12 protein-coding genes, 1 tRNA gene and 1 other RNA gene are annotated in these 16,738 nt (G+C 59.3%); 8 read left to right on the forward strand and 6 right to left on the reverse strand.

The genetic code is table 11. The features are described from left to right. Positions 1–2: 2 nt before the first annotated feature. On the reverse strand, positions 3–755 hold the full coding sequence (locus tag J2T60_RS02225; protein ID WP_253444826.1) for an MlaA family lipoprotein: 753 nt from the start codon (positions 753–755) through the stop codon (positions 3–5). Positions 756–993: 238 nt separating this feature from the next. On the opposite strand from J2T60_RS02225, the gene J2T60_RS02230 reads away from it, so the two are divergent. Next, positions 994–3,579, forward strand: a complete 2,586-nt coding sequence (locus tag J2T60_RS02230) for a M14 metallopeptidase family protein (protein WP_253444829.1) — start codon at positions 994–996, stop codon at positions 3,577–3,579. A gap of 109 nt (positions 3,580–3,688) precedes the next feature. Here J2T60_RS02230 and J2T60_RS02235 read toward each other — a convergent pair whose 3' ends face one another. Both J2T60_RS02235 and J2T60_RS02240 read right to left on the reverse strand, forming a co-directional pair. Then, positions 3,689–5,209: a M48 family metalloprotease gene (locus J2T60_RS02235; protein WP_253444832.1), complete on the reverse strand. Its 1,521-nt coding sequence runs from the start codon at positions 5,207–5,209 to the stop codon at positions 3,689–3,691. A gap of 226 nt (positions 5,210–5,435) precedes the next feature. Beyond that, positions 5,436–6,788: an OmpP1/FadL family transporter gene (locus tag J2T60_RS02240; protein WP_253444835.1), complete on the reverse strand. Its 1,353-nt coding sequence runs from the start codon at positions 6,786–6,788 to the stop codon at positions 5,436–5,438. Positions 6,789–6,978: 190 nt separating this feature from the next. Between J2T60_RS02240 and J2T60_RS02245 the strand changes: the two genes are divergently transcribed. Further along, complete coding sequence (locus J2T60_RS02245; protein WP_253444838.1) at positions 6,979–8,058, forward strand: AI-2E family transporter; 1,080 nt, start codon at positions 6,979–6,981, stop codon at positions 8,056–8,058. Positions 8,059–8,095: 37 nt separating this feature from the next. On the opposite strand, the gene J2T60_RS02250 is transcribed toward J2T60_RS02245, so the two are convergent. Genes J2T60_RS02250 through J2T60_RS02260 form a run of 3 tightly spaced genes read right to left on the reverse strand, consistent with a single transcriptional unit; the run spans position 8,096 to position 10,566 of the window. Beyond that, a complete protein-coding gene (locus tag J2T60_RS02250; RefSeq protein WP_253444841.1) occupies positions 8,096–9,496 on the reverse strand; it encodes a PhoH family protein in 1,401 nt (466 codons plus the stop codon). Positions 9,497–9,532: 36 nt separating this feature from the next. Beyond that, a complete protein-coding gene (locus J2T60_RS02255) occupies positions 9,533–10,012 on the reverse strand; it encodes a peroxiredoxin (protein ID WP_253444844.1) in 480 nt (159 codons plus the stop codon). A gap of 23 nt (positions 10,013–10,035) precedes the next feature. Continuing rightward, positions 10,036–10,566: a glycine cleavage system transcriptional repressor gene (locus J2T60_RS02260; protein WP_253444847.1), complete on the reverse strand. Its 531-nt coding sequence runs from the start codon at positions 10,564–10,566 to the stop codon at positions 10,036–10,038. Between the two features lie 268 nt (positions 10,567–10,834). Here J2T60_RS02260 and dapA point away from each other — a divergent pair, with 268 nt between their 5' ends. The 6 genes from dapA to dnaX all read left to right on the forward strand — a co-directional run bounded on the left by dapA (position 10,835) and on the right by dnaX (position 16,731). Next, complete coding sequence (dapA, locus tag J2T60_RS02265) at positions 10,835–11,710, forward strand: 4-hydroxy-tetrahydrodipicolinate synthase (protein WP_253444850.1); 876 nt, start codon at positions 10,835–10,837, stop codon at positions 11,708–11,710. 72 nt (positions 11,711–11,782) lie between these two features. Then, positions 11,783–13,189 carry an alginate export family protein gene (locus tag J2T60_RS02270; protein WP_253444852.1) on the forward strand — a complete coding sequence of 469 codons (1,407 nt, stop codon included), beginning with the start codon at positions 11,783–11,785 and terminating at the stop codon, positions 13,187–13,189. A 75-nt stretch (positions 13,190–13,264) separates the two neighbouring features. Then, positions 13,265–13,355 (forward strand) — tRNA-Ser (locus J2T60_RS02275). Between the two features lie 230 nt (positions 13,356–13,585). Next, positions 13,586–14,512: a class I SAM-dependent methyltransferase gene (locus J2T60_RS02280; RefSeq protein ID WP_253444854.1), complete on the forward strand. Its 927-nt coding sequence runs from the start codon at positions 13,586–13,588 to the stop codon at positions 14,510–14,512. 122 nt (positions 14,513–14,634) lie between these two features. Beyond that, positions 14,635–14,732: signal recognition particle sRNA small type (gene ffs / locus J2T60_RS02285), an RNA gene on the forward strand. Positions 14,733–14,985: 253 nt separating this feature from the next. Next, on the forward strand, positions 14,986–16,731 hold the full coding sequence (dnaX, locus tag J2T60_RS02290; protein ID WP_253444857.1) for a DNA polymerase III subunit gamma/tau: 1,746 nt from the start codon (positions 14,986–14,988) through the stop codon (positions 16,729–16,731). Positions 16,732–16,738: the final 7 nt, after the last annotated feature.

Consider the following 16,738-nt stretch of genomic DNA (forward strand, 5'->3'; position numbering starts at 1 on the left):
GCTTACCAATCCCAGTCATCGTCATCATCGTCGTCCCAGTCCAATTCCTCCGGTGGCGGATCGCCGTCATAAATCAGATGGCGCCGCCGCTGGAGGTAGGCTTCCCGCATGGAAACGTAGGGATCGTACTCCTCTTCCAGGAAGCGGTCCGCCTCCAGCAATTGGGCCCGGGTATCCACGGCGCGCAGGAGATAAACGCCGTAACGTTCGGGCAGTGGAATCACCGAGTAGGTCGGGTCGATATAGGTGTCCACGGCCAGTCCCGAGGTATCCCGGACGGTGGAAGGCCCCAAGGCCGGTAATACCAGATAGGGCCCGGGGCCCACGCCCCACACCCCGAGTGTCTGGCCGAAATCTTCATTGGCGCGCTCCAGGCCCAACTTGCTGGCCGGATCGAACAGCCCGCCAATACCGATGGTGGTATTGATCAGGAAACGTCCCGTTCCCGAAAAGGCCTCACCAAACTTTCCTTGCAGGGCACTGTTGGCGATGACACCAGGATGGGAAAGATTATTGATGAAATTCCGCGTGCCCAGGCGGGCAGGGCGGGGCACATAGTCCCGGTAGGCCACTGCTACCGGCCTGACAGCCGTTCGGTCCACGGCGTCGTTGAAGGCATAGATCTTGCGATTGAAGCCCTCATAAGGGTCCCGGGGGTCCCTTTCTTCCTGAGTCTGGTTCCCGGCGCAGCCTACCAGGAACAGGGCAATGAAAAGCCCGCTGATCAGGCGGGAAACATTGTGATGGACGTCCATGGGTATTGGCTCGATACGAAAAAGAGTGCAAATGGTATCACGCTGTCTGGTATCTGACAGCGGATGACGCAAGCCTTGGACAATGCGAAAATCAGGGGTTCAGTCCGTGACCTGCTTAAGGGGTGGCGGATGAGGGGAGGGCACTACCCTGGTGGTGCGAGAAGGGGGAATACGCGGGGCCCCGGGTTCCGGAATGATCGGAGCATGGTGGCACTCTTCAGAAACCGAAGGAGTTGCAATGAAGATTCATCGCTATTTCCTCGCAGCCTGCCTGTTGGCGTTTGCGGGCAGTCTGCATGCTGAAAAAGATATTATGGAATGGTATCTGCCCTGGTCGGCGGATTATGACGAATCCATTCCCACGCCGGAGTCCGTGCTCGGTTATGAGCCCGGGGAATGGCATGTCAGTCATGATCAACAGATCCGATATTTCGAGCGTCTGGCCGCGTCCTCGGACCGGGTTAGCCTGGTGGAGAAGGAGCGGACCTACGAACAGCGCCCCATGCTTGTGGTCAAAATCAGCGCCAGTGAAAACCAGTCCCGACTGGACGAAATCCGCGAAGAGCGTTTGGCTGCTCTGGAGCCGGGTTCCGATGCAGATCTGAGCGAGCAGCCGGTGGTGAACTGGCTGGGCTACAGTATCCATGGGGACGAGGCCAGCGGCGCCAATGCCGCACTGGTGGTGGCCTGGCATCTGGCTGCGGCTCAGGATGACAAGACTCGTGCATTGCTTGACGACAGCATCATTCTCATTGAACCGGCCATGAATCCCGATGGGGTTCAGCGCTTTGCCAGCTGGGTCAATTCCCATCGTGGCCATACCCTGGTGGGGGACCCCCAGAACCGGGAGCACCGCCAGGCCTGGCCCCGGGCCAGGACCAATCATTACTGGTTCGATCTGAACCGGGATTGGCTGCCGGTTCAGCACCCGGAATCCAGAGCCCGTGTGGCCGGCTTCCACCACTGGAAACCCAATGTGGTGGGGGACTGGCATGAGATGGGGCGTAACAGCACCTATTTCTTCCAACCGGGTGACCCGGAGCGGAACAATCCCCGCACGCCGGAACGCAACTACGAGCTCACCGCCGATATCGCCGAGTACCATGGCCGGATCCTTGATGAACACGGGGAGACCTATTTCACCAAGGAAGTGTTCGACGATTATTACTATGGCAAGGGTTCTACCTTCCCCGATATCAATGCGGCGGTAGGGATCCTGTATGAGCAGGGTAGTGCAAGGGGTCATCTGCGAGAGACCATTTATGGCGAGCGCAGTTTCAAGGACGCCGTCCGTAATCAGGTGCTGACATCCTTCTCCACTTTGGAAGCGGCCTACGAGATGCGCGAGGAATTGCTCAGCTTCCAGCGGGAGTTTTTCGAAGACGCCCTGGAGGAGGCCTCGGGGGATCGTCGCAAGGCATTTGTCATTGGCGAACCGGGAGACCAGGCTCGCACGGCCGAGCTGGTGGAAATACTGCTCCGCCAGGACGTGGAAGTCCGCCCGCTGGGTTCTTCCATTGAGGCAGATGGACAGCGCTTCAATCCGGGTGAAGCCTGGGTGATTCCGCTGGAACAGCCTCAGTACCGTTTCATCCTGGCCATGATGGAACGCCAGCTGGAGTTCCCCAGCACCCGTTTCTATGATGTCTCAACCTGGACGCTGCCCCTGTCCTTCAATATGCCCATCGCCGAACTGTCGGCCCGCCAGTTGCGCCAGGTGGATGCCGGTGAACCGCTGACCCAGGCGCCGGATTTCGGTGGCATGGCGGATCTGAGCAGTGACAAGCCGGTGGCCTGGGCCTTTGATTGGGAGCCCTACTATGCGCCCCGCATGACCCAGCGTCTGCTGGAGGCCGGTGCCCGTCTGCATGTGGCCACGGAGCCCTTTGAGTCTCCGATTGGCGATGGGGAAACCCGCCGCTTTGATCGTGGTTCGATCATGATTCCAGTGGGGATGCAGGAAGACGGCGTGGCCGAGAAAGTGGAATCCATTATTCGCCGCAACTGGGCCCGGGATGGTGTGTCCGTTTCCAGTATCCAGGGCGGTTTGTCCCGGGATGGCGTGGACCTGGGTAGCCGGAGCTTCCAGCCGGTTGAAAAGGTTCGTCCCATGATCCTGGTGGATGATGGCGTGAACATGCAGGAAGCCGGGGAAATCTGGCATCTGCTGGATTTCCGATACGAAATCCCGGTGTCCCTGGTGAATCGGGATGAGGTTTCAAGCGCCGATCTGGATCGCTACACCCACATCTTCATGGTGAACGGAAACTGGTCCGGTTTCAGTGAGGAGGCAGAGAAAGCCCTTCATGAATGGGTCCGTGAAGGGGGCACCCTGGTGGCCCAGAAGAGTGCGGTGGAGTGGGTCTCGGATACCGGCCTGTATGAACTGGAATTCCGCGAACGGGATCAGGGCGAAGAGACTCGCAAGCCCTATGAGGCATTCAGCCAGGACATCGCCGCCCAGGTCATCGGGGGATCCATCTTCGAAGCGGAACTGGATTTGTCTCATCCCATGGCCTATGGCTATGCCCGGGAAAGTCTGCCCATATTCCGCAACAGCACTCGCTTTGTGGAGCCGGTGGAAAACCCCTATGTGCAGGTGGCCCGTTACACGGATGAACCGCTCCTGAGCGGCTACGTGTCGGATGAGAACCTGGAACTGGCCGGGGGTAGTGTGCCGGTGCTGGCCGACCGAGTGGGTTCTGGTTCGGTGGTGCTGTTCGTGGATAATCCGAGCTTCCGGGCCTTCTGGTTCGGCACCAATCGCCTGCTGCTGAACAGCCTGTTCTTCAGCGAGGCCTTTGGCCATACCCGTCGGCCGTAGGGCTTGGCAGGGTTGTTGACCCAAAAAAGCCCCCGTTCATTCGAACGGGGGCTTTTTTTTGGTTCTTCGCGCAGTTCCGAATAGGGTGGACCTTGTTCGGATGGCTGACTTAGTCGCGCTCGGGGTTTCTGGGGCGCGGGTCCTGGGCGCGTCTTACCTCTTGGGGCAGCATCTCCCATTCCCGCCGCAGCTGTGCCATCCGCTGCTCGAAACGCCGTTCTGCCCGGGGATCGATTTGCGGTTGAGCGAAGGCGAGCTGCATCTGGGTCAGTGCGGCAAAAATATTGCCCTGCTCCAGGTGAAAGCCAGCCATGTGGTAATGGGATTCTGCCTGACGGCCCATTTCGCTATGGGCACGGGCCATCAAGCGGTGGTGACGGGGCTGGACGCCGGGGCGCTCCACCAGCCGCTCGAGAACCTTCAGGGCGGCTCCGATTTCGTTCATATCCAGCAGGGAGCGGGCATAGCTTTCCATCAGGGTCTCATTATTGGGGAAAAGCCGTGCCGCCCGCTCATACACTTCCTGCGCTTCCTCCATTTTGTCCTGGGAAACCAGGTTTTCCGCCCAGCCCAGGTGATAGCTGATGATGTCCGGCGAAGCATTGGCCAGCTGAGAGAAGATGTGTGCCGCCTGCTCGTGGCGTGAACGGAACTGATGCACCAGCGCCTGTTGATATCGTTCCAGCTGGTGGGTGAAGTCCAGCTCCAAGGGGGAGCGGGCCGGGTTGAGTCGCACCAGCTCCCGTTGGCCTCGGGCGGCCATTTGGGCATTAATCCTTTCCCGGATCAGGTAGAAGCGACGGCTGGAGTCCCGGTGCTCACCATCCGCCTCATCTGCCCGATTACGGGCTTCCGTGATTCGGGATGAAGTCAGGGGATGGGTTCTCAGGTATTCAGGCATCGCGGCCCCGGCGGTGTGCTGGGTTTGCCGGTGCAATTTCTCAAAGAAGCGAACCATGCCCTGTGGGTCAAAACCGGCCTCGGTCAGTATACGAATCCCGACACGATCCGCCTCGTATTCGTGGGCCCGGGTATAGTTGATCTGCCGTTGCATCTGCAGGGCCTGGGCCGAGAGGGCCCCGGCCATGGCCGCATCGCTGTTGCCTGTTTGGCTTGCCACCAGTACGGCGGCGATCATGGCCCCCACCGTCGCCAAGCCGGAACCCCGCATGGCGTCCATCTGGCGGGCAATATGCCGCTGGGTCACGTGGGCGATTTCGTGAGCCATTACCCCTGCCAGTTCAGCTTCGGTGTCGGCGGCCAGGATAAGGCCGGCATTGATACCAATGTAGCCACCGGGCAGGGCGAAAGCATTGATGCCATCACTGCGCATGATGAAAAAACGATAGTGTTCACCGGGGCGGGAGCTATGAGCGGCCAGGTGTTGGCCCACGCTTTGGATATATTCCTCCACGTCCGGATCTTCCAGCATCAGCCCGGCATCACGAATCTGGCGCACGATATCCTTGCCGATTCGGGCCTCTTCCCGGGGACTGAAAATCTGGCTGCTGGCATCACCCAGATTGGGCAGTTGGGAAATATCGAAACCACTGCCTCCATGGGCGGTGCCGGCTCCAGCCAGCAGGCCGATGCCAACCAGGCTCAGCAGGCTTTGTCTTAATGCGCGCATGAGGTGCCCTGTCGTCTCCCTGTGGACGTCCTGCAGAAATCGCGGATCGCTATAGAGCTTGGGACAAGTTTTCTCCAGTCCGGTTTCATGCGGGGCCCCCTCCGGGGCAAATATCGCTGAATAGTCTCAGTCTAACAGCTGTGGGATGCGGTGCCAGAAAGCCGACCGACATGAAAAAAGCCCGCGGTAGCGGGCTTTTTTCATGCTCAGGCAAGCGTTTTCAGTCTCAGTCGAACAGGTAGCGGTAGGAAACCCCCACGATATTAGCGGAAACCTCGTAGGTCCCGACGATATTGTCGCCCTGGCTTCCATCATGATCCAGAGAGATGTCGTCATCCAGCATCAGATGGGTGTAGGCGAAATCCCATTCACTGTTGGGGGACTGCTTAAAGGTGGCACCGAAGGAGAACCAGGTCCGGTCGTCGTCCGGCAGGCGCGGCGTGCGGTACTGGTCGTCCACGGGGCTCTCGTCGTAGGCCAGACCGGCACGGAGGGTCCAGCGGTCATTGTGCCGGTAGTCAAAACCCACCGAATAGCGCATGTCATCCTGGTAATTCTGTTCTTCTACGGTGTCCTCACCACCCTGGGTTTCGGGGTTTCGGTATTCGACTCGTAGTTCGTCGAAGGTGCTCCAACCCATCCAGGTGACATCCCCCAGCAGGGTCCAGCGATCATCCAGTTCGTGGGCCACGCTGACAGAGAGGCTGTCCGGTGCTCGGAATCCAGCATCCACGCGGCCATCGGAGAAAGCAGCGGCGATCTGGGGTGGCACCTCTTCCGGTACGCCGAAGCGGGCGTCGCCGGTCAGATCATGCTTGACCTGGCTGCGGTAGTGAATGCCCACCCGGGTCTGGTCGCCTTCCCACAGGGCCCCCACGTTGAAGCCATAACCCACGCCATCGCCCTTGATTTGGGCACTGCCATCGGCTTCCTGAGGGCGCAGACCCAGGGCAGAGCAGGTGGTGGGGTCCACCTGGTCAAAGCACACGGCCCCGAAATCTACTGCATTGGTCAACTCCACTTCCATGTATTGGACGTTGAGGCCAAAGCCCAGAGACCACTGATCGTCAATCTTGTAGGACAGGGAAGGGTTGACGTTAATGATGGATACGTCCGAGAGCCTGGCCTGATAGCGGAAGATGGAGTCGTCATCGTAGCTGGTGGCCAGGCCAAAGGGTGCACCGATACCCAGGCCAAAGTTCCAGTCGTCATTGATGACGCGATGGTAGTAGAAATTGGGAACCGGGCTGGCTCCATCCCCCACATCACCGCCTTCGCCCCCCGAGAGTGGCTGGCCGGTGGCGTCGGTAGCGCTTTCCTTGGTGAAATCGCCCTGCAGGTCGATTACGGCAACCCCGAAAAGCAGCTCATCCCGATCCAGCCGGCTCATGGCGGCCGGGTTGAAGTAAATGGTGCTGGCGTCGTCGCCGAGGGCAGCGCTACCGGCGTAGGCATGGCCCAGACCCCGGTTGCCTTGTTCGATCAGGTGGAAACCAGCGGCCGAAGCCGTCATGGGGGCGGCCAGGGCGGCACCAAGCACAACGGCGATACTGCGGCGTAGCGTGTTCTTGTGCATCATTTTTCCTTCCTCAAGGTCGATTCCAAGACTCCTGAGCCTGATTTAAGCACAGGGAAAGCGAAAATGAAACGCCCGTTTACAACAACTGTCTTGTTGTGCCGCGGCGGGGGTGCAATCATCTGTGGGTCCTTTACAACAGATGTGGAAAAGGCCATGATTCTCCCTCAAATCCGGCGGGTGTGACGGGCAAATGATGGACGTCATCAGACAGTGGTTCCAACGGCATTTTTCCGATCCTCAGGTGGTGATTCTCGCCACGCTATTGCTGACCGGTTTTCTGGCCGTCATTTTTGCCGGCCAATACTTGGCGCCGGTGATGGCCAGTATTGTCATCGCCTATCTGTTGGAAGGTGTCATCAAGCCCATGCAACACTGGGGCATTCCTCGATTGCTGGCGGTCTTGTTCACCTTTACCATCTTTTTCGTGGTGTTACTGGCCATCCTCTTCGGCCTGTTTCCCGTGCTGACCCGCCAGGCCACCCAGTTTCTGGGGGAAGTGCCGGAGATGCTGACCGAGGGCCAGCGTCTGATCCTGACTTTGCCTGAACGCTACCCCGCGCTGTTCAGTGAAACCCAGATGGAAGAGTTTGTGGGCCAGATTCGTTCCGAGGCGGCCCGTTTCAGTGAGGATATGCTGCGCCAGACCATTTCTTCGGTGGTGGGGGTGATCACCTTTACGGTTTATATCATCCTGATGCCGTTGCTGGTTTTCTTCTTCCTCAAGGACAAGGAAGCCATCCTGGCCTGGGCCCGCAGTTACATGCCCCGCGAGCGGGGTCTGGCGACCCGGGTGTGGCAGGAAGTGGATGCCCAGCTGGGGAATTTTATTCGTGGCAAGTTCTGGGAGATCCTGATTGTATGGGTGGTTAGCTATGCCACCTTCCTGTTCATGGGACTCAATTTCGCCATGCTATTGGGCTTTCTGGTGGGTATTTCGGTCCTGATTCCCTATATCGGTGCCGCGGTAATGACCTTCCCGGTGGCCATGGTCGCCTATTTCCAGTTTGGTTGGAGTGCGGAACTGGCCTGGATTCTGGTGGCTTACGGCATCATCCAGATGCTGGACGGCAATGTGCTGGTACCGATCCTCTTCTCGGAAGTCATCAATCTCCACCCCATTGCCATTATTGTGGCGGTGTTGTTCTTCGGGGGGATCTGGGGCTTCTGGGGGGTCTTTTTTGCCATCCCCCTGGCCATTCTGATCCAGGCCATTCTGCGGGCCTGGCCAAGAAAGGGAGATGAGGAGGCAACCGCCTCCGAAGGGGCCTGATTGGCCCAGCGTTTCCCGGAGGTGGTTTTCCGAGGTTCTATAGTACCTCGGAGGCGTAATCCGCGAGCCGGGATCGTTCGCCGCGCATCAGGGTCACATGACCGGAATGGGCCCAGGTTTTGAAGCGGTCCACCACAAAGGTCAGGCCCGAAGTGGTCTCGGTGAGGTAGGGCGTATCAATTTGAGACACATTGCCCAGGCAGATGATCTTGCTGCCTGGACCCGCTCGGGTAATCAGGGTTTTCATCTGCTTGGGGGTGAGGTTTTGGGCCTCGTCCAGAATGATGTAGCGATTCAGAAAAGTTCGGCCTCGCATGAAGTTGAGCGAGCGGATCTTGATGCGGCTCTGGAGTAGATCATTGGTGGCCGCCCGGCCCCAGTCTCCACCCTCCTCGGAGCGGGTCAACACTTCCAGGTTATCCATTAGGGCCCCCATCCAGGGCGTCATCTTTTCTTCCTCCGTGCCCGGCAGGAAACCGATATCTTCACCCAGCGGTACGGTTACCCGGGTCATGATGATTTCATTGTATAGATTCTGTTCCAGGGCCTGGGTCAATCCCGCCGCCAGGGTCAACAGGGTCTTGCCAGTACCCGCAGCGCCGAGCAATGAAACAAAATCCACTTCCGGGTCCATAAGCAGATTGAGGGCGAAATTCTGCTCTGTGTTACGGGCGGTGATTCCCCAGACCCCATTGCGGGGAGTGCGGAAGTCCCGGACCATTTCCAGAGTGGCGGAGTCACCTTCAACGTGTCGTACGATGGCATGAAAGTCATCGCCGGCTGATACGAACTGATTGGGTTGCCATTCACTCACATTAGGGCCCTGGAGGCGATAATAGTTACGTCCTCCTTCGGTCCAGGAGTCCATGGCTTCCCCATGGGCTTCCCAGAAATCATCCGGAAGCTCGGCAAAGCCCGAGAACAACAGGTCCACATCCTCCAGGACCTTGTCGTTGTAATAATCTTCCGCACGAACCCCGACCACCGATGCCTTGATACGGAGGTTGATGTCCTTGGTGACCAGGATGACCTGGCGGTCCGGGTGCTTTTCCTGCAAGCCCAGGGTGGTGGCCAGGATGGTATTGTCCGGCTTGTTGCCGGGCAATGAATCCGGCAACTTCCCCGGTAAAGGTTCAGTCTGGAAGAACAGCCTTCCGGAGGGGACCGTGTCCGCGCCGGCCGAACGACTGATCATGGGTAGGGGCAGGCCACTGGCCACATTGCTTTGCCCGGCCTCATGCATGATCTCGTCCAGAAAGCGGCTGATCTGGCGTACGTTCCGGGCGGACTCGGACATGCCTTTCTTGTGGGCATCCAGTTCTTCCAGGACCACCATGGGGAGGAATACATCATGCTCCTCAAAGCGAAAGATGGCGGTGGGGTCGTGCATCAGTACGTTGGTATCCAGCACAAAACGCTTTTTCACATCGGCTCCCATGAGTCGCCTCTTGAGCGGAACAAATACAAGCCTGCCTTAACCGGCGGCTTCCAGTTCTTTTACTGCCTCCAGCACCTCTTCCACATGCCCCTTGACCTTCACCTTTCGCCATTCCCGGCGCAAGACGCCTTTTTTGTCTACCAGGAAGGTGCTGCGTTCCACTCCCAGACTCTTCTTGCCGAACATGTTTTTTTCCTTGATGACATCAAACTGGCGACAGAGGGTCTCTTCCTTGTCTGAAAGCAGCTCAAAGGGGAATTCCTGTTTCGCCTTGAAGTTCTCATGGGACTTAATGCCGTCCCGGGAGACGCCGAGGATATCGGTGTCCAGCTTCTGGAAGGCCGCATAGCGGTCGCGGAAATCCTGGCCTTCCGTGGTGCAGCCCGGCGTGCTGTCCTTGGGATAGAAGTAAATCACCAGGTTGCGGCCCTTGAAATCCGACAGGGACAGGGTCTGGTCTCCCGTGGCGGGCAGGCTGAAGTCTTCGATTTTCTTGCCAACTTCCAGCGTACTCATGGTGCGCATCTCCTTGTTTATTGCTAGTGCTTGATGGGTTCCATCAGGCCATCCAGGTTGAGCCGGTCGCAGAGTTCCATGAACTGATCCCGGATAACGGTCAAGGGCTGGACATCGGGGATGTGGACCGTCATCTGTATGGTGGCCATGGGTGTGTCGGTGTGGTCGGAGACATAGCTCTGGGTCACAACCTCGGCCACTTCAATCTGATACTGGGAGAAAAAGCCCAACACCTCATTCAGGGTACCGTTTCGGTCCCGTGCCACGATATCCACCGTGTAGGGCAGTTGCAGGCGGTTCTCCGGCGGGGCTTCCACCCGCCGTATCTGGATGGCCATGCCCAGTTCCCGCTCCAGGCGCTCACTGGCGGCTTCCACCCGGGCCAGGGTGTCCCAGCTGCCGGTCAGGCGGGCCACGAAGAGGATATGGCCATCAATCAGGGAGCCACGGCTATGGTTGACGGAGCAGCCGCTTTGGCTGATCTGGCGGGTCAGGGCTTCCAGCAGGCCCGGGCGATTGCTGCCGAGTGCGGAAATGATCAGTGACTGAGTCATAGCGTGTTCTTTGGCTCATCCGTGCCGGGTCGGGCCCGTCGGGTGGTCTCGGGCCGCCTCCGACCGTGGGTGCGAGCAGGTAGGCCGTCATGGGCCCAGATGCTCGCAGATACCGTTCAGTCTAACCCGGCGCCGATGCCCTGAAAACGGCTCTGGCCGCTTTTCAGGAGAACTCGGGGGCTATACACTGGCCCGGCTCAAGAAAACGGGAACCCCAGCGGACCCGATTTGTCCTGTGTAGGAATGCATATTTTCTGGGAGTCGAGCGATGTTTGGCGGAAGCATGGTGGCCCTGGTCACGCCCATGCGGGCGGATGGTGAGGTTGATTATGACGCGCTGGAGCGCCTCATCGAGTTTCATGTGGACGGGGGAACCGAGGCCCTGGTGATCGCGGGAACCACGGGGGAATCCCCCACCCTGCGAACCGAAGAGCATGCCCGCCTCATCGGTGAGGCCGTACGTTTGTCCAATCGCCGTATTCCCATTATTGCAGGCACCGGCTCCAACTCCACTCAGCAGACCCTGGAATTGACCTGCAAAGTGGAACGCATGGGGGTGGATGGCTTTCTGATGGTGGTGCCTTATTACAATAAGCCCAGTCAGGAGGGTCTCTACCGTCATTTCCATACCGTAGCTTCGGCGGTGGAGAAACCGGTGATCCTGTACAATGTGCCAGGGCGAACCAGTTGCGATCTGCGACCGGAGACGGTGGCGCGCTTGGCGACGTTGGACAATGTGGTGGGTATCAAGGAGGCCACCGGCTGCATGAACCGTCTGGCTGATCTTTGCCGGGAGTGCGGTGACAGTCTGGAACTCTATACCGGGGATGATGCCACTGCCCTGGATTTCATGCTGGGGGGCGGTATCGGTGATATCTCCGTGACGGCCAATGTGGCGCCCCGACAGATGCGCCAGTTGTGCGATGCGGCCAGGGCCGGGCGCGAGGACGAGGCCCGAGCCATTAACGAACGCCTCATGCCGCTGCATCGGGAGCTTTTCGTCGAGGCCAACCCGGTTCCGGTGAAGTGGGCGCTTCAGCAGATGGGACTGATTGATTCCGGCATTCGCTTGCCCCTGGTCCCCCTGGACGAGGCGCACCATGAGCGGGTCCGTTACGCCATGACGCATGCGGGCATCATCTGACATCACTCGGACGTCGTGCTCCACCCAGTTTGGTGGGGCTCCGTAACACTTGACTAAAGATCTTTTACATCCATGCCTATTCGATTTGCTTTCGCACTCCTTGGAGTGACGCTGTTTCTGAACGGCTGTGCCGGCACTTTCCAATGCGATGAGGATCGCGTGGAGCCTTATATGGAGGTGGACCGGGGCAGTGAGCTGGATCCAGGAGACCTGGATTTTCAGCCCGATCCCCGTGGACGCTTTGATATCCCTGGAGAGGAAAGGGTGGATCGTGCCCGGGCCAATCCCTGCCTGGCTCAGTCACCACGGATCGTGGATCCACCGACGCCGGAAGAGCGGGAAGTGCGTGAGGCGCAAGCTTTTGCGGATCTGCGCGTGCGGGTTGAAACATTAAGCCAGGATGGTTTTGACTTGGGTTCAACCGCCAACACCATGCGACTGCGCCTGGGGGGCACCACGCCAAGGGTGGCTGGCTTCGATGCTGGCATTGCCTTCCAAACCAACCAGGTTCTGGATGATATCCGCTATGCCGACAGCACCGGGGCGCAGCCGAATCGTCCGGTGATTCGTGACCCGGCGGATACCGGGGTTTCGGAAGGCTGGGGCCGTTATGTCACCGCTGGTGACGGGTTCGAGGTCAAGGTGGGTCGTCAGGCCTTGCGCCATGACAATCAACGATTCGTGGGCAGCAGTTCCTTCCGTCAGTTGGAGCAGACCTATAACGCCGCAGCCTTTCGCTTCGGCACTGGCGAGACCTGGCAGCTGGATGCTCAACATCTGAGCCAGGGCATCACGCCACTGGGCCCCAATAACCCGGACCGCTCTTTGGGCAAGATGGACGTGGGCGCAACATTGCTGGACTTCAGTCGCCAGATTGGTGACAGTCAGCTGGGTCTCTACGCCCATCATGTGGATTTTGATGATCAGCGCGTTTCCCATCAGAACTTGGGTTTGAGATTACATGGCCGCTTGCCCTGGACTGAACGTTTCGATTATCGCCTGGAACTGGCAGAGCAGAGCGATCTCCGTGGCACGGGCCCGGAGGACGGTCTTGGCTATTATCACCTGAAACTGGGGCAGTCCCTGGATGATTGGCGCTGGTACGCCGGCCAGGAACGCCTGGAAGGTGATGGCGAGCTCGGATATCAGACTCCCTTGGGCAGCACCCATGAATTTAATGGTTGGGTGGATCGTTTCCTGACCATTCCTTCCCTGGGCCTGGTGGATAATTACGCCGGTGTGGTGGTGTCGCGCTGGGGCTGGGATTTCGAGTCCCGCATGCATCAGTTCCGTGTCGAGAACGGTAGCGGTGGCTATGGCGAGGAACTAGGCATTAGGGCAGGGCGTAGCTTGGGAGACAATCTCCGGGTGGATATCGGTTATAGCCGATACTTCGGTGAAGACAACGATGCCCACGGCTATGAGGATTTGAGAGGTGATTCCCGTCGCAGCTGGATCAGTCTCGGTGCCGAGTTCTAAACTGGAAGCATTTTGCCGGATGGTCGCTGCCCTTGAGGACCGGTTCTTATACCGGTATGATACGCAGCTTCCTTCGGAGAGGTGTCCGAGCGGTCGAAGGAGCGCGCCTGGAAAGCGCGTGTACGTCACAAGCGTACCGAGGGTTCGAATCCCTCCCTCTCCGCCAGTCATAAAAAAAAGCCGCCCAACCGGGCGGCTTTTTTTATGACTGGCGGAGAGGGCGGCCCGACAATCCCGGGAGTGAGATTAACCCAAGTGGTTGGGTAGAAGCCTTCAGGGGTAGAATGTTTTCCGGATGGACAGAGGCCCCAAGCCCTGCTTAACTGATGGGACTGTCAGGGTACGCCTCGTCAGTCAGCCGGGGTAAGGCGGAGCGCCAGGAGCCATGGGTTCAGTATGAGTGAAGTATCCCAAAAACGTTTTAGCGGTATGGTTATTGAAAATCGATCTGCCAGACCGAATGACGCCTCGGCTTCCTACTATACTCCCCCATCCGGAAGAATCGACTGGGCGGCTCAGCCATTGCCTGATGCCTGGACGGATGGGCCAGAAGGGCGGGGCCTGCGAGGGTTTTGGCGGTTGATTACGCATCCCTTCCGGCGGCGGGGCAAGGTTCAATTGCCTCCCGGGCTGCCCGGTGCCGAGCGAATTCCCAAGTACGTCCTGCTGGAATTTCATCACTTGCCCAACGGCAACTATTCAAAACGTCTCACCCGCGGCTATGTCAAGGGTTTTGAAGCCTCTATGTTGGGAGAGATGAAGAAAACCCGGTCGCGCATGGCCCGGGATCTGGTGGCTTGCCAGTCCGTGGTGGATATTGGCTGTGGTGGTGCTCGCCTTGCCGGTCAGCTGGCGACGCAGGGGATTGATGATGTCCATGGCCTGGATCCGTCACCCTATATGCTGCAATACGGGGCCGAAGCCCATCCCTCTGTGACATTCGCACAGGGAGTGATGGAGGCCATGCCCCATGAAGATAATCGTTTTGACGGGGCCGCGGTGCTCTTTGTCTTCCACGAAATGCCACCTCGCTACATCCATCAAGGCCTGGCGGAAGTGGCTCGGGTGCTTCGTTCTGGCGGTTGTCTGGTGGTGGCCGAACCCTCACCGTTGCATTATCAGTCCGGCCTGGTTTCCGCCTGGCGGCATTTTGGCTGGCGAGGCTTGTATTTCCGAATCCTGGCCCATCTGGTACATGAACCCTTCGTCAAGGCCTGGCATCGTTTCGACCTGGTATCCGCAGCCGAGGCGCATGGCTTGAAGCTTGAGCAGGTGGATGAGGGAATGCCTATCAAGTACTGGCGATTTCGTTTGGCGGAGTGAGTTCTGATGCATCGATATGCTGCCCCGGGGGGGCAGCATTATCTTCCTCCCTCATGCTAGAATGCGCGTCCGCGTTCACCGGCCGTCGGCTGCTGAACGCCCACAGTTTCAATGGTGACCCGTATCGGCTCCCCCGCGACGGCCAGCCGCGAACCCCGTCAGGCCCGGAAGGGAGCAGCGGTAGCGGTGACGCCGGGTGCCGGGGTGCTAGCCGGTGCGGGTTGCCACCCTTTTTTTTGGGGGAGCCTCTCCTAGTCGGTTTTCTGCCTCTGAGGCGCATTCAGCGCCGCCGCTTCTGCGTTGCAAGCCTTGCTCGTAGCGTTGCTACTGTGCGGCGGCTTGCGCCTTGAATCGACGACGCTGAATGCGCCTCAGAGGCAGAAAACCGGCCAGGAGGGATGCGCTTTTGGGGCAGGCAAGGGGGTGGGCTGTGGTACAGTATTCGGCCATTTCCAAGTTGGCGAAGTGTCCCGATGACGTATCAGGTCCTGGCTAGAAAGTATCGTCCAGCCACCTTCCCGGAACTGGCGGGGCAGGAGCATGTGCTGCGGGCTCTGATCAACGCCCTGGACAATGACCGCCTGCATCATGCCTTTCTGTTTACCGGCACCCGCGGGGTGGGCAAGACCACCATTGCCCGCATTCTGGCTAAATCCCTGAATTGCGAGGAGGGCATCAGCTCCCAGCCCTGTGGTGTCTGCAGTGCCTGCCGGGAAATTGCTGAAGGGCGGTTCGTGGATCTGATCGAGGTGGATGCCGCTTCCCGTACCCGGGTGGATGATACCCGGGAACTGCTGGATAACGTTCAGTACGCGCCCACCCGGGGGCGTTACAAGGTCTACCTGATTGACGAAGTCCACATGCTCTCCAGCCATTCCTTCAACGCTTTGTTGAAGACCCTGGAAGAGCCGCCGCCCCATGTGAAGTTCCTGCTGGCCACCACCGATCCCCAGAAGCTGCCGGTGACGGTGCTGTCCCGTTGTCTGCAATTCAACCTCAAGCGTTTGCCGGTGAGCGTGATTCGCGATCAACTGGACCGTGTCCTGGCGCAGGAATCGGTGCAGGCGGATCCGCCGGCGGTGGACCTGCTGGCCCGGGCGGCGGATGGCAGTATGCGGGATGGTCTGAGCCTGCTGGACCAGGCCATCGCCTTTGGTGGCGGTGCCCTGGGCGAGTCCGATGTGCGGGCGATGCTGGGTACGGTGGAGCGGGATGATGTGTTCCGCCTGCTGGAAGCGTTGGCTGATCGTGACGGGGCCGTGGTTTTGGAGACTGTGGAAGCCTTGGATACCCGCGCCCCGGATTACCTCAGTGTGCTGGATGAGCTGGCCACTGCGTTGCAGCGGATGGCGGTATTGCAGATGGTCCCGGAGGCCGGTGAGGAATGGGATGGCCGGGAGCGCTTGGTCCAGTTGGCGGATCGCTTGAGCCCGGAAGATGTGCAGCTGTTCTATCAGATTGCGATTCTGGGTCGTCGTGACCTGCCTCTGGCACCCGAGCCCCGAGCCGGACTGGAAATGTGTCTGCTGCGCATGCTGGCTTTCCAGCCTGGGGACATGGCTGCGCCGCCCGTGGCTTCAACGAGCGAGCCTGGCGATCGGCCTGCCTCGCGATCGGCGCCGGCTGCCAAGGCGCAAACCGTGGCCCGATCCGAGCCGGGCCGGAGCCTGAGTGATGCGATGGCTGAGGTCACAGAAGGCCCTTCGGAGAAGCCCGGAGCGGTAGACTCCCAGAATCGCGCAGACGAGCAGGCGGACGAAGCGCCGGCATCGAATCAGGGATCGGAACCGTTGTTGACCGGGGGTGGTCAGAACTGGTCCGCCCTGGTGGACGGTCTGAGTCTGAAGGGGCTGTCCCGTCAGCTGGCCGACAACTGCGAGCTGGAGGGTTGGGAAGGTGACACCGTGTTATTGAGATTGGATGCGGTGGGGGAGCAGTTGCGTACGCCCACCGCCATCGAACGTTTGGAAAAGGAACTGGGCCGGTTTTTTGGAAAAACCGTCAAGTGCCGGATTCGGATGGGCGAGCAGGTCTCGGGAACACCCGCCCAGAAGCAACAGGCTCGCAAGGCCCAGCGTCAGGAGGAGGCGGAGGCCTCCATCCAGCGGGACCCCAATGTGCGGGCTCTGGAAGAGCAGTTTGGGGCCCGCGTGGAAATGCGTACCGTACGGTACCGCTCCGGAGATAGCGCGCCGGAGAATGCGCCAAAACAGCAATGAGGTGAAA

The sequence above is a fragment of the Natronospira proteinivora genome, assembly GCF_024170465.1.
In the GTDB taxonomy this organism is placed as follows: Bacteria; Pseudomonadota; Gammaproteobacteria; order Natronospirales; family Natronospiraceae; genus Natronospira; species Natronospira proteinivora.

Excerpts from the sequence above, each read along its gene's own strand:
- J2T60_RS02225 (WP_253444826.1), bottom strand. The coding sequence starts at position 755 with ATGGACGTCCATCACAATGTTTCCCGCCTGATCAGCGGGCTTTTCATT.
- J2T60_RS02230 (WP_253444829.1), top strand. The coding sequence starts at position 994 with ATGAAGATTCATCGCTATTTCCTCGCAGCCTGCCTGTTGGCGTTTGCG.
- J2T60_RS02235 (WP_253444832.1), bottom strand. The coding sequence starts at position 5,209 with ATGCGCGCATTAAGACAAAGCCTGCTGAGCCTGGTTGGCATCGGCCTG.
- J2T60_RS02240 (WP_253444835.1), bottom strand. The coding sequence starts at position 6,788 with ATGATGCACAAGAACACGCTACGCCGCAGTATCGCCGTTGTGCTTGGT.
- J2T60_RS02245 (WP_253444838.1), top strand. The coding sequence starts at position 6,979 with ATGATGGACGTCATCAGACAGTGGTTCCAACGGCATTTTTCCGATCCT.
- J2T60_RS02250 (WP_253444841.1), bottom strand. The coding sequence starts at position 9,496 with ATGGGAGCCGATGTGAAAAAGCGTTTTGTGCTGGATACCAACGTACTG.
- J2T60_RS02255 (WP_253444844.1), bottom strand. The coding sequence starts at position 10,012 with ATGAGTACGCTGGAAGTTGGCAAGAAAATCGAAGACTTCAGCCTGCCC.
- J2T60_RS02260 (WP_253444847.1), bottom strand. The coding sequence starts at position 10,566 with ATGACTCAGTCACTGATCATTTCCGCACTCGGCAGCAATCGCCCGGGC.
- dapA (WP_253444850.1), top strand. The coding sequence starts at position 10,835 with ATGTTTGGCGGAAGCATGGTGGCCCTGGTCACGCCCATGCGGGCGGAT.
- J2T60_RS02270 (WP_253444852.1), top strand. The coding sequence starts at position 11,783 with ATGCCTATTCGATTTGCTTTCGCACTCCTTGGAGTGACGCTGTTTCTG.
- J2T60_RS02280 (WP_253444854.1), top strand. The coding sequence starts at position 13,586 with ATGAGTGAAGTATCCCAAAAACGTTTTAGCGGTATGGTTATTGAAAAT.
- dnaX (WP_253444857.1), top strand. The coding sequence starts at position 14,986 with ATGACGTATCAGGTCCTGGCTAGAAAGTATCGTCCAGCCACCTTCCCG.